Genomic DNA, 14,886 nt, shown 5'->3' on the forward strand with positions numbered 1-14,886 from the left:
TTAAAATGTTTCAACAGCTGCTTCAATTTTGCTTGATAGTTTTTCGATAACATCCTCATTTTTATCTAAAAGATAACCTTGAAATAAAATAATAGGATCATTAATTTTTTGTGCACCGATGAATTCAAAAGTTCCCGCAATTGCATTTTCAGCATTGATAAGAGGTCTTTGTGCTTCAGGAGCGTGGTATGTTGTAATAATTTGTACATTTTTAATGTTGGTAAGTAAACCTATAGAACCACCTTTTTTGGAGTATTTATAGGAAAATGTTTTGTCTGCTAGGCAAATAGCGTCGAAAAAATTTTTAATTTCAGCTGAGTAATGTCAGTTAATAATTGGTGTTGAAATAACCACCTTATCAACGGTTTTTAATAAATTTATTCACTTATCAGCTTCTACTTCGGTTCAAAACGATGAGAAATTATTGCTATTTAGAGCGATACTTCCAATTTTTTGAACACTTAAATCAAGAGTTATAATCTCAATATTTTTATTTTTTTGTGCAACTTTTTCAAGAAAATATTCTGCAATTACACTAGGTTTTGAGCCCTCTTTGAGCTCGGATTTGATGTATAAAATTTTCATATTTTAAAAGTTATTCCCATTTTAATTTTATTTTTCTAGTATAATTATAAAACTATATTTAAAACTAGAGGTGTATTATGCTTAAAATTTTAAAGCACATCTTTAATTCCTTTCTAAAAAACAAGGTTATTTTTATTGGATTAACGACCTTGATATTTTTTACGACAGGAATTTTTACACTCCTTTTTACTACTAATAGCTCATATACCAATCGTCTTCAAGAATACAAACAAGTATCTAAATTACAAGATGCAACAATTAATACAAATTTTAACTACTTTGGAAATGCTGTTGACAATGGTTATGATAAATTAGAAGCAGATGTCTACAAAAGTCAAAACATTGCAAATAATAAAAAGCAACTTTTAATTTCTAGTGATTTTATAAAAATTGCAGATATCTCAAATACTCAAAATGATGATAATCAATATTTATCAACACTAGATTTTAGCCGAGAATATTATTTAAATTTGGGTAATTTGCCAGTTTTGAGTCAATTTAGTGTTCAAAAACAAACATTTTTACCAATTTATAACAAAGTTGGTAATCAGTTTGTTAAATCCACTAAAAGCTTTAATTTACAACAAAATGAAACAATTACTCTAGATTCTACAAATTATAAATTAAGTGATGTAATTTTATTTCACAAAGAAGATAACACAATTAAAATAGATTTTATTAATGACTTAGTAATCAATGGTGTTACAAAAAAAGCAACATTTGATCCTATTCTAGGCTCACTTTGATTTCGTCAAGGTGTTGGTCGTAAATTACCACAACAGAAATTATTAAAGTTATTTGGTCTTACAAACAATAATGGCTCACTTACTTTAGATTCAGCTACAACAAATAATAATGAAAAAATTGCCAATATTGTTTTAGATGCCACAAATCAAACTATCACATTTAGTAAAAATACCTTTAATTTAGATAATAATTTATCTTGAAATTCAAGTAATTTTTTTATTTTAGATCCAGGTCAACAATATAATTTAAAACCTGAGTGAATCAGTGATATTAATACTAAAATTGAATATATTAATCACAAATTTCAACTAAAAAGCCTTGATGCACCACAAAATACTAATTTTAGTGGTTTTATTAAACAATATCTTGAATATTTAAGAGATCGCAAGCCGCTTGAGTTTGAAAAAATTAAAAATATTAATTATTGAGAAAAGCGTATAATTACTACAATTGACAACAAAAGCGAGACTACTTCTACCAAAATTACCACTAGTGATTTAACCACACCACTTTTGCAAGAAAAAGTCAATTCTAACACTCCTACAACAATAGCGCAAATTGAAAACTTAGGTAATCAAAATAATATCAATCTCATCACTGTTGAGCAATTAGATGATATTTCTAATTCCAATATTCGTGATGCTACTTTTCTCAAAATTAGCACTGATGTGCGCAGATTTGCCAATGCCTTTTTGTATGATTATTTAGGAAAATATCAACAAAATATCAATGGTAAAACTACAAAAGTTGTCGATGCACTAGGCACACGTGAATTTATTACCATTGATTTGTCCAATCCTGATGAAAAGCAAGTAGACAAGAAAAATCAAGTTATTCAATTTATTAACTCAGGAATTAGTCCTAGCGATTTTGATACTTTAGAATTTGATGGTAGAAAAATTTCACAAAAACAACAAGTTGGCCGTCTTTATGATGAGACACTAAAATATCAAAAAGGGCAAAAAAGTCTTCTTTTTTCAGACAATGATCCTGTTATCAATGAGGTGACCAGCCAAATTCCACCACGTTATACAGCACAAATAATTAGCCAAATTTTTTCAGGTTATGCAACAGATCCAAATTATGTTGATTTAAAAGTTATTTTTGATAATTATATTGTTAGGGATCCCAAAACAGTAGGCCTAGATACCAAGTTAGCACAAAAAATTGTCCTTCTTTCCAAAGAAGATCAAAGTGATGGTAAAGAATATGGTGTTATTTCTCTTGGCGCAAATATTTTTGGAATTGTTACAAAAATAGACAACCAAAATTGAGAATACAACACAATAAATACCTACAATTCAATCAATGAGCTTACTAATTTTTTAGAAGCTAACCAACTAGAACTCAAAGCAAATATTGGTGCTAATGGATGACTCAGATCTATCCAAGATTTTAACAATACTAAAACTGTGCCATTTATTTTTTATGCACCTTCCACCGATGTTTTAAATGAAATTAATAACCAAAAATCAATTAAACTTCTTTTTAGTCAAGCTGCTGCAGCAATTAATAATAGTGTTTTAGTAACTCAAGGTTTTCTATTAAAACCAGATGTCGATGCGCTTGCTAAAGCTTTTTCAAAAGCTGCTGATGAGTTAGAATTGGTAGCAATTTTGTCAGGTTCTAAGAAAAACTATGACATTTTGAATCAGTGAATTTTCAAATCTCTTTATTATTTAACCAGCGATAATCGCGCTACTATTGTCAATGATATTTTAGCAAATTTGGTAGATAAAATTATTGAAAAAAGCTCTCATATTAGCAATCAACAAGATCGTTCTATCTTCATTATTGAACAAATTTTTGCAATCAAACCTTTTTTAAGAGTTTTTGGTATCAACGCACTTGATAAATTTGACGAATTTTTAAGCGCTAAAGATCTTGCTAGGGCTATTAAAGATCCAGTTGCCATTTTAAATGGAATTAAAGATTTAGCATACTCTATTGAATTTGAAAAAGTCTTTAAAAATATTGACAATTGGTTTAAAAATCATAGTCAAAAAGACAATAAAATCCACCTCTTTAGCAGTGCAATTTTATTCCAGGAGATAAGTGCTAACATTAATGAGCAAATCTTTAAATCAGGTTTGATCAAAATCATTAATAATATTAATTTTGAAGCAATATTATCTACTAAAACTAAAGCAAATGGCAAAGGTTTTCTTGGTTTTTTAATTCAACCTATTTTAGACAAATATGCCAAAGAAAAACATAATGAAATTATTACTATTCTCAAGAAATTACAAGCAGATGATAGCAAACCTTTTAGCAATATAGCAGATGGACTTGTTAATTTAGTAGCAAATTTTGATTTTAAAATTTTTGCAACTAATTTAGAAAAAGTCTTTGCAATTGCAACTACTAGTGATAATTCTGATCCGGAAAAAATTCTCACTTTTGAAAAGCAAACTATTGATAATAATAGATTATTTGTTGCTTTATTAGCAACACTTTTCAGAGATGAACGTAGCCGTCAAAACACTATCAACCAAGTAATTAAAATCTTAAATATTTCAGATAAATCGACAAATATAGGCTCCAATCTTGTCGGTATTAACTATATTCAACCAGCAAAAGATGATTCTAAAATTGATATATTTGATCTTCAAAGCCTTTCAGCAACTAAGGGTAATGCAAATTTAGTAGACAATATTGAAAGCGCACTAGCTAGTCTAAAAACAAAGCTAAATCAAAGCAATCCTGAAAATAATATCTCTAATACTTTTAGCTTAAGTGCAACTGAAAGAAGCTTTCTTGTCAACTTCTTAAATGTTAAAAGTTTTACAGATTCTGCTGATTTGTTAGCAAAAATTAATGAATTTGAAAAAGTATTTAACTTATTTAAATTAGCTAATTTTAGCAAAACTGGAAGCTTTATTAGTAACATTTTAAACTTGGATAACGCAGCTTTTGCAAATTTAAACTCTATTGGTGATGTTTTCTACCAACTAACTAATTCACTGGTTTATGATGATGGCGAGCGTGGTAATTTAAATGATTTTAGCCAAGATGAAAAAAACAAATTATTTGTTATTTATCGGCTAGCATCGCAAGATTTAACTAATAGTTTACAGCAAAAGATTTTTCAATCACCACTTTCTAACATTTCCTATTCAATTTCACTTTTTAGATTTTGAATTGATTTTGTTGCCCAAAATGATTTAAGCGCAGCTGATCTCAAACAAGCTTTTAAAATTCTCTATGATAGTGCAAGCGATGCTAATTCACAACTATTTCAAGCATTAAATAGCACAGAGCTTTTTGGTCAAGCAAATATTGCACAGCAAGAAGGTCTAATTAAAGGTCTTCCTTCACCTTCGCGTTCCATTTTGTTTCCAAAACAAACTACCAATGAGCTATTAAAAGCTGGTCAACTAGATAGATTATTAAGTGATCCTATTTTTGATAAAGTCTATAAAAATAAAGACAATAAGAACATTTCACTACGTCAGTGACTACTAGACAATCGTGTTGATCTTGTTGAAAATTTAGGCTATATTGCCTACTATAATAAAAATTATCCTTTTGCTATCAATTATGCAAAAGCACTACCAATTGTTGTCAATGATTATCTTCTTGATTCAAATAAAATTAATCAGGAAAATAAAGCATATTTACAACAATTAAGCTATCATTTTGCAGCTCCTAATCCACTTTTAAAAGCTCTTAATTTAGAATTTTTAGGTCTCTCAGAATTTATATCTTCACAATTGCCACAAATTCCCCTTTGATTTGCAAGCAATGCGCAACAAAAACAAGGAAGTAATAATTCTAATTTAGCTTTCATTTTACAAAATAGACTACCTTTATCAAAAGAAATTATTGATCAACAACAAAACAATAGCTTGCAGCAATTTGTTGCCAATTTATCAGCTGATAATTCCAATTTAAAAGTCGCTGCAGCGCCAAGCTTAAATCTTGACTATTATTTTATTAATACCTTTACCGAAAAAAACTTTGCCAATAGTTTAAATAGTAGTTTTTTTGGTATTGATATTCCTAGTTTAGCTCGTGATATTTTAAGCAACGTTTTAGTGGTCAGATCCTTTTTTAACTTAGTTAATTTTAACGATAATCGCGCTTATGTTATCAAATTAAATGATTCATTTATCCGTGCTAACAATAAAGCAATATATAATGGTCCAATTCCACAAACTAGTGAAGAAATTGAAGCTTTAATTAGCAAACTTGATGAGAGATTTATACTAAATGCTAATGGTCTAAAATACATCATTGTTGGTAAGGATTTTACTGTTGATTATTTATATCCAGTACTTGATGAGAAAAACTTGCAATTAGATCCTACTAATCAAGCGCTTGGTTTTGTCAATAAATGAGGCTTTGATAAAGTTCGCTATTCATTTCGAAGTAATCCAATTAAATCTTATTTATTAGTAAAATTGGTGCCAGGTGCTAATCTAGAAGACTTTAAAAAGGATACCGATAAGTTTATAAATACTAATTTTGCCCAAGCTAATAGTCAAAAAACCTTCGCAGTTGATGAATTTGACTTTATTAATCCTGAGCGTTCACTAAGAGTCTCAGTTGGTTCAACGATTATCAATAGTTTTTCTTCAACTAACATTTATCTAACAATTTTCTTATCAATTTTAGCTATTTTTGCAGTTAGCTTTATTACTAAAAGGTATATTAGCAACAATAATAAAGTACTAGGAATTTTACGAGCACAAGGTTATTCACTATTTGAAATTGCTAGCTCATTTATTGCTATTTCCTTTTTTATCGCCTTCATTGGTGGTATTCTAGGATATATTAGTGGATTTTTCTTACGGATTCCAATTATTAATTTAATTTCTCGTTTTTGAGAATTTGATGTTAGTTATACAAGTTTTGAGCCTATTTCTTTTGTAGCCTCAATTATTGCTCCTTTTGTAATTTTAACTTTACTCATCTATGCAATTATTTTTTGAATATTACGACAAAAACCTCATCAATTACTCTCTGGAATTAGTGAAATTAATACTTCAAAAACAGCGCAAAAAATTGCCAAAGTCTTTTGAAAACGAAGTATTACTAGCAAATTTTCCATTTCTTTGGCTCTCAATTCTGCTTGAAAACTAGTATCATTGGCAGTCTCAATTATTTTAGTACAATTTATTCTTATTTTTTCTTTAGCTTCACAAAATATTTTTACAACTGCTATTGATAAGACCTACCAACATCGCAAATATAATTATAAAGTTAACTTATATACACCAACTGCTGAAGGTGGACCAATTGTTCCTTATGATCCAAAAAATCTTGTCAACAATTTATATGTCCCTTCAGGTGATCCAGCTGAGGTTGACCAAGTTACTTATAACTATTTCAAACCAGGTGAAGCGCTTGTTTTTGGTTCTAAAAACCAAAATGGTAAAAGAATTGCTAACAATCCCATTGTCATTACCCGCTCTTCGCTCAATATTAAAACGGTAGCTAATACATCAACGACGATTTTTGATATTGTCTTAGGTCAATTGCCTGAATCGCTCAAAAATAATATTTTTAGTATTTCTGATAAGGTAGTATCACAATTGGAGGCTAGCCAAAATATTCAAACTATCAAAATTAATGGCCAAGATTTTAGCTTCCGTGGTGAGGCTCCCAATTATCTTCCTTATTTTAAATTTATAAAAGATGCTGATGCACCACAACAAGGTCGTTTTTGATATTTTAGTTATGACAAACAAAAACAAGCTTACCAAGCAAGTGAGGTCTCCTTATTTGGTAATAATCGTGATGCCTACCGCCAATTTTTAGTAGATTCTTATGCAAGTCCTCAAGTCAACAAAGACTTTACAATTTCTTTTGGAGGTATTCAATTTGATCGAAATCAAGATGAAATTTACTCTTATATTGAAACTAATTATCAAGGAAAAACAAGCAAAGAAGCTGGTCTAAAAATTTATGGTTATCAACCAAATAGTAAGCTCGTAAAAATCAGTGATGCAAGTGGTAATAATTTGTTAGCCAAAATTGCTAATCTCAAATTAGCACCCAATGTTTATCCTCTAATTGCTAATAATGTCTTTTTACAAAAGCACAACTTAGATATCGGCTCTCAAATTGAGCTACCGATTTTAAACAAAACTAATCGTTTTTTAAACGTTATTGAGGGCAAAACTAGTGAAAATATTACCTTTGAAATTGTAGGTATTTCCAACACATTTATTAACTCAGAATTAACTACGACACAAGATGTTGTCAACAAATTAATAGGTCTTGATGCCTTTGAGCAAGACTTGGCCGCCTTTGGATTAAAACCTTTTAACGGAATTTTAATTGCAGGTCAGGATTTAGAACAGCTTAGCTCCTCCTTTGGACTCTATTCACCTTCAGGTTATTGAGCTGGACACCCCGATATTAATCCAACACAAATCACAAGTGATGATGCTGCAGGATTTTTTGCTTCTATTTTTGCTTTTGACAGCGATGCTACCCACCAAGGATTATTGCAACGCCAAGGTCTAGCTTTAGAGAAGATTTACCAAGTTATCAACTGATCACAAAGAGATAATCCTAACAACTGAAGCATTAAAGATGGTGTTGATTTATCATATAGTAACTTAACTAGTTCGGCATTTATACGTCAAAATATTGGTGCTATTCGTGAAGCGCTGAAAAACTTTAATAGCATTTATGGTAACAACTCACTTTACCAAATTGAGACTCAAGGTGTCGAAGCGCGCAATATTGAGACTAACTTTATTTCCAATTTTGGCTTTCTTTTTGGTACTGGAATTAATTTAGTAGTCATCATTTTCCTTATTGTCTCTGTAATTATCTTATTAATCATTTCTTCATCAATAATTAATGAAAACGAAAAAAATATTGCCATTTTAGGAATTCTAGGTTATAGTAATTGAAGCAAAATTAAACTCTTTTTTAGCATTTATCTCCCACTAGTAATTTTTGCAAGTATTCTAGCAATTCCAATTGTTGTGGCAATAATGAGCATTTTTAATAGCGCGATTTTATCAGTTAATTCAATCTTCTTAGCTCTTAGTCTAACTTGGCCAATCTTCTTTATTTCACTAGCAATTATTTTAATTGTCTTTAGTGCTACCCTTGGTCTTTCCTGATATATCTTAAATAAAAAACGCGCTATTAGTGTTCTCAAAGAAAAGGATTAATATGAAATTTAATATTTTTAACAAAAAAGATAATAGCAAAAAAGTCTATAAACAAGAAGCTGCTCTTGATATTATCAAGCAAAATGATAGCTCACAAGAGCTTACTAAAAAACAGTTAAAACTAATTCGCTATGCAAATAATCACCCACTGGTAAAAAAAGGTAAAATTGATCAAAAAAACACCCCCGGAAACATAATTGATTTTAAAGGTGTTGCCAAATATTATTTATTTGGCTCTGTTGTTACTAAAGTTTTTACCAATATTAATTTTTCTATTAAAAAAGGCGACTTTGTCATTTTAAGTGGAAAATCAGGTTCTGGTAAGTCAACTATTTTGAATTTAATGTCCGGTTTAGATCGAGCATCTGAAGGCCAAATTATTGTCGATGGTAATAATTTATCTTATTTAAAAAATTGAGAACTTACCAAATTTAGACGTGAAAATATTTCCTTTATTTTCCAGTCTTATAATCTTTTAGGTAATATCAATGGTTATGACAATGTTGAAGTTGGTGCTTATTTACAAAAAGACAAGTCGAAAATTTTAAACATTGATGAGCTTTTTAAAGAATTTGAACTTGAAGATGTCAAATTTAAATTTCCTTCACAAATGTCAGGAGGACAACAACAAAGAATTTCAATTTTAAGAGCACTAATTAAAAATGCTAAAATTATTTTTGCTGATGAGCCAACTGGTGCACTTGATGAAAATAATACCAAAATAGTATTAAAAATTTTAAAGGATATCAACAAAAAATACAAAACTACTATCATTATGGTAAGTCATGATCCTTCAATGGAGCCACTAGCGGACTCAATTATTAAATTACAAGCTGGTAAATTAGAAGTAATTTCACAAAAATCTGTTAGTTTTGAAGAATTTATTAATCTAAAAGAAGATAACAAAACTAAAATAGAAAAAAGTGAAGATAATAATTTTCAAACTGAAAAAGAAGAAGAATTTGAAGCTAATTTAGTAGATAAAACAAGTCATCCTGAAGCAACAATACTACCTCATATTGACTACATTGAGCATGGTGAATAATTTATATAGTATAGCTCAAAAAAATTTTTTTCTTTGAAATTTAAAAAAATACTGTATAATAATTGCTGCATTAAATTAATGGTTACATTAGTTTAATGTCATAAGTTTAAAGTATTTATACTCCCCTTTGTTAAAATAAGTTAAGATTTCAGTATCATATCTATATAAAGTTAAAATTTTTAAACTAAGCTTCTTAGTTGAAAAAATGTTATTCTTTTTCCAGATCTCCCTTCTTTGAGATCTGTTTTTTATTTAATATGATACTATTTTGTTATTTTGTATGTTAATCTATTGTTTAAAGTTGTATATTATATAAAAATTATTTTAACCTCTTTTACATTGTTAGTTTATATAGATCACATTTTCTATTTTAACCAGACTCACAAGTCTGGTTTTTATTTTGTCAAAAAGCAAAAAAAGTGTATAAATTTATAGGTTTTAGATATCTAAAAAGCAATAATAATTCTCTTTATATTATTAATATTATTTTGTTTAAAATTTGGTAAAATTTATATATCATTAGAAAAAGTAATAAAAAAATTTTTTGGTAAATAATAACTTTATATTTTTTTAAGATGATTTGCTAGTATTTTTTTACAAAATCTAGTAAAATATTGTAAAGTTTTTACCAAAAATTTGGGTAAAAAATTATATTAGGGAATAATTATGATCAAAGTTAATAATGTATCCTTTAGTTATACAAATGACATGGAAAATCTGGCTTTAAAAAACATTAATATCCATATTAAACGTGGAAAATATTATGCAATTTTAGGTCACAACGGTTCTGGTAAATCAACTTTTTCAAAAATCTTAGCAGGTATTTTTAAACCACAGCAAGGTAATATTCAAATTGATGGCATTGATTTGAAAAAAGAAAATTTACGGCAAATACGAAAAAAAATAGGGATTATCTTTCAAAACCCTGATAACCAATTTGTTGGGGCAACGGTTGAAGATGATATTGCTTTTAGTTTAGAAAACAATAATGTGGATCCTAAAAAAATGAAAGCAATAATAAGTGATTTATCACAAAAAGTAAATATGGAAAAATACCTTGAAAGAGAACCGCAATTTCTCTCTGGTGGCCAAAAGCAAAGAGTTGCAATTGCCTCAGTTTTGGCACTTAATCCAGAAATTATTATCTTTGATGAAATTACTTCTATGCTTGATCCTAAAGGTAAAGAAGACGTTGTTAAAATTTTAGATAGTCTACGTCAAACTAAGGACAAAACATTAATTTCGATTACCCACAACATGAATGAGGCTATTTTAGCAGATGAAATTATTGTCTTTGCTAAAGGTAGTATTGTTGCTCAGGGTGATCCAAAATCAATTCTTAATGATGATAAAATAATTGAGGTTGCTAAAATTGATTCACCTTTTATTTACAAGTTATCAAAAAGAATAGAAGGTATTGAAGCAACATATAATGAAGAAGAACTATTGGATAAATTATGAAAATTAAAGTCAAAAATATAACTAAGATCTATGATTCTAAATTGCCAATCGAACTAAAAGCGCTTGATTTGGTTAGCACAGAAATAAATCAAGGTGAATTTATCGCTATAATTGGGCAAACAGGATCTGGTAAAACTACTTTTATCCAACATATGAACGCTCTTTTATTGCCAGACTCTGGTGAGATTGAATACTTTTTTGTTGATAAAGAAAATAAAAAAGTAGAAATAGTTGTTCAAAAACCAACCTTTTTTAATAGAAAAATTAAAAAAGTTAAAGAGATTCGTCGTCGAGTTGGTGTAGTATTTCAATTTGCTGAGTACCAACTTTTTGAACAAACTATTGAAAAAGATATTATCTTTGGCGCACTTTCAATGGGGGTTGAAAAACAAGAAGCTCTTAAACGTGCTCGAGAAATGATTGAATTAGTTGGTCTTGATGTTTCTTATTTACAACGTTCACCTTTTGAGCTCTCAGGTGGACAAAAACGTCGGGTTGCAATCGCTGGTATTTTAGCTATGGATCCAGATATTATTTTCTTTGATGAGCCAACAGCCGGTTTAGATCCAGAAGGTACAATTAAAATGTTGAAAATTTTGGAGAAATTAAATCAACAAGGAAAAACTATAGTTCTTGCAACTCATGATTTAGATAATGTACTTCAATGAACAAAAAGATCACTTTTTTTTAAAGAAGGCAAGCTAATTTACGATGGTGATACTTACAAAATTTTAAGCAATAATAAATTTTTAGTTGAAAATAAAATGATGCCAACAAACTTGCTAAATTTTGTTGAAAAACTTAAAAATATTGGCTATGATGTTGGAAAAGTTAAATCACTTGAAGAATTAGGAGCAAAAATAAATTTAATTATAAAGGAAAATAATGCAAATTAGTGTTGGTAAATATGTACCTCGTGATACGATTATTCATAGAATGGATGCTAGACTTAAAATTTTATTTAATATCTTGTTTGCTGTTCTATTTTTTGTTATTTCTCACTTGTTTACTATCTTTATTTTATTAGCTTTTACAATCATTTTTTTCTATATTACAACTAAAAGAGCTGCCCATATTTTTCTATTAATGAAAGTGCCTTTGTTTATCTTTGTGATAATGTTAGTCATATATGGCTTTATTATTGATCAAAATAGTATTGATCAAATTTATCAAAATGGTAAACTCAAGCTCATCGGCCTTGATGCAGTAGAGACTAAAAATTTTGTTAATTGATATTTAATTAAACCAACTAGCATTTTTGGTTCAAAAAGTGCTACTTTTTCTATTGGTACTTTTCACATAATCAGAGCAGGTGTGCTAGCTATTCGAATATATGGAATGATACTCTCAACTACTATTCTAACTTATTCAACTAAACCTTTTTTCTTAACTAAAGCTATCGAAGATCTCATTTGACCACTTAAATTTATTTTTGTACCAACTCATATTATTGCAATGATTATTTCAATAGCAATTCGCTTTATTCCTACATTATTATTAGAATCAAGCCGAATTATGAAAGCGCAATCTTCTCGTGGAGTTGATTTTAAAAATGGTAAATTTCAAGATAAAGTAAAATCAATGATTACACTAATAATTCCACTTTTTGTTTTAGCTTTTTCCAGAGCAGAAGATCTCTCTAATGCAATGGAAGTGCGCGGTTATGATCCATATGCCAAAAGAACACGTTATCGTAGGTTAGTTTTTAACAAGCTTGATTACCTTTTTGCCCTTATTTTTATAGCATTAATCACACTAACCATCTTAAGTGAATTAAATATTATACCAATTGCACATTTACCAAAATGATGACTTTATACTAATCAAAAAATCTAATAAATTATGGAAAATCACGAAATTAAACAACAAATTTTACAATTAAGAAAAAAAATTGAAAATTGAAATCATGAGTATTTTGATTTACAAAATCCAAGTGTTGATGATTTAATTTATGATGAAGAGTTAAAAAAGTTAAAAATTTTAGAAAACAAGTATTATTTTTTGTTTAGCTTAGAAGAGCTCAATTCTTCGCCAACACAGCAAATAGGTGCACAAACTAGTACAAAATTCAACAAAGTTTACCACAGCTCACCAATGCTTTCACTAAATAAAGCTTACGATATTGAAGAGTTAGAAAAATGAGTTAAAAAAGCCAATTTAGTAGGTGAAGATAATTTTTATGTTGAGCCTAAAATTGATGGTCTCTCAATTGCTCTCATCTATAAAAAGGGTAAATTAAGCTCTGCATTAACTCGCGGTGATGGTCTTCAAGGTGAAGACATTTTGCACAATGCGCTCCGCATAGCAAACAAATTTATTCCCAAACAAATTAATTATCAGCAAGATTTAGAAGTTCGTGGTGAAATCTTTATTAGCAATCAAGACTTTCAAATTCTTCAACAAAATAGCAATTCAAGCTCTTTAGCAAACCCTCGCAATGCCGCTAGCGGGCTCTTGCGAAGAATTGAAAAGACTAGCAAAAACAGTAAAATCAACGACTTTGACTACCTCTCTTGTTTTATATATAATTTAGTAAATCCTCAATTACACAAAATTAAAAACATAAAAGAGAGTTATTTATTCCTTGAAAAGCTTGGCTTTCATTTAAATCCGCTAAGCTCTTTGGCAAAAGGTCTAACTAACATTGTCAAGCAAATTGGCAAAATTGAAAAACTGCGCCCACAACTCGAGTACAACATTGACGGTGTTGTTATTAAAGTAAATGACTATGAAATTTATGAACAACTAGGACGCACTTCAAAATTTCCTCATGGTGCAATCGCCTTTAAATTTGAAGATCAAATTGTTCAAACAAAACTCCTAGACATTTTTGCCACAGTTGGGCGCACCGGTAAAATTACTTATAATGCTAAACTCGAGCCAATTAATTTATTAGGTACAACAGTAAGTGCTGCAATACTACCCAATTATAAATATATTGAAAATTTAAAAATCGCAATTAATAGTGATGTTCTTGTCAAAAAATCTGGTGAAATTATTCCACAAATCATTGCCAGTGTACAAGATCACCAAGCAACTAATTTTCAAAAAATTAGTCATTGTCCAAGTTGTAATTTCGAATTAGTTGATTCACCAAGTGGTATTGATCAATTTTGTCAAAATTTTGCATGTCCAGCTATTCAACTAAAAAAAATAGCCCACTTTTGTTCTAAATCAGCTTTTAATATTGCAAGTTTAGCTGAAAAAAGAATCCAAACTTTAATCGATACTAATTTAATTAAAAATAGTTGTGATATCTTCTTTTTAAAAGACAATCTTGATGAAATGCACAGTAGATTTGCAAAAGAAAAAGTTAAGCTAAAAGCAAAATCGATTACTAATTTCTTAAATGAAATTGAATTGAGTAAGAAAAATGATTTCTACAGGTTTATTTTTGCACTTGGAATTAAAAACATTGGTCTAAAAGCAGCAAAAGCAATTGCAAAATATGTCGGTGATGTTGAACAATTGATCAACTTTGATTTTGCACAACTGGAAAATGACTATGATTTTGGGCCAATAATGGTGCAATCATTATTAGAATTTTTTGCCAATTCTAATAATCAAGAGCTTCTCAATTGTTTTAAAAAAGTCGATTTTGCTTTTAAGCCTACACAAAAAGATTTTCCGGTTTGAGCTAGTTTTGCTATTACTGGAAAATTAAGTAAATCTCGTGATCAATTTGAAAAAATTATCGTAGAATCAGGAGCGCAATTTGATTCTAATTTAAACAAAAAAACTACCTATTTATTGGCCGGAGAGAGTAGTGGTTCGAAAATTGAAAAAGCTAAAGCTTATAATATAAATATCATCAACGAAGAACAATTTTGAGATCTAATTGAAAAACAAAAGTTAAAAAAATAATTTTTAATGTTACAAATAGTGTTGTATAATGTATTATTTATTACAAGG

At 28.9% G+C, this 14,886-nt stretch carries 7 protein-coding genes; 6 read left to right on the top strand and 1 reads right to left on the bottom strand.

Annotated elements, in window-relative coordinates; translation table 4 throughout:
• On the bottom strand, positions 1–585 hold the full coding sequence (locus MCJ_RS02175; protein ID WP_012751663.1) for an FMN-dependent NADH-azoreductase: 585 nt from the start codon (positions 583–585) through the stop codon (positions 1–3).
• Between the two features lie 77 nt (positions 586–662).
• Between MCJ_RS02175 and MCJ_RS02180 the strand changes: the two genes are divergently transcribed.
• The 6 genes from MCJ_RS02180 (at position 663) to ligA (ending at position 14,838) form a co-directional block, all read left to right on the top strand.
• Entirely contained in the window at positions 663–8,468 is a 7,806-nt protein-coding gene (locus MCJ_RS02180; RefSeq protein ID WP_012751664.1) for an ABC transporter permease, read from the top strand.
• Between the two features lies 1 nt (position 8,469).
• Positions 8,470–9,513 carry an ABC transporter ATP-binding protein gene (locus tag MCJ_RS02185; protein WP_012751665.1) on the top strand — a complete coding sequence of 348 codons (1,044 nt, stop codon included), beginning with the start codon at positions 8,470–8,472 and terminating at the stop codon, positions 9,511–9,513.
• A gap of 666 nt (positions 9,514–10,179) precedes the next feature.
• Positions 10,180–10,995: an energy-coupling factor transporter ATPase gene (locus MCJ_RS02190; protein ID WP_012751666.1), complete on the top strand. Its 816-nt coding sequence runs from the start codon at positions 10,180–10,182 to the stop codon at positions 10,993–10,995.
• Complete coding sequence (locus MCJ_RS02195; protein WP_012751667.1) at positions 10,971–11,870, top strand: ATP-binding cassette domain-containing protein; 900 nt, start codon at positions 10,971–10,973, stop codon at positions 11,868–11,870. Before MCJ_RS02190 ends, MCJ_RS02195 begins: the two co-directional genes overlap by 25 nt.
• Entirely contained in the window at positions 11,860–12,810 is a 951-nt protein-coding gene (locus tag MCJ_RS02200) for an energy-coupling factor transporter transmembrane component T family protein (protein WP_012751668.1), read from the top strand. Before MCJ_RS02195 ends, MCJ_RS02200 begins: the two co-directional genes overlap by 11 nt.
• A gap of 3 nt (positions 12,811–12,813) precedes the next feature.
• On the top strand, positions 12,814–14,838 hold the full coding sequence (gene ligA / locus MCJ_RS02205) for an NAD-dependent DNA ligase LigA (protein ID WP_050731552.1): 2,025 nt from the start codon (positions 12,814–12,816) through the stop codon (positions 14,836–14,838).
• Positions 14,839–14,886 lie beyond the last annotated feature (48 nt).

The organism is Mesomycoplasma conjunctivae (assembly GCF_000026765.1).
Lineage (GTDB): Bacteria > Bacillota_I > Bacilli_A > Mycoplasmatales > Metamycoplasmataceae > Mesomycoplasma > Mesomycoplasma conjunctivae.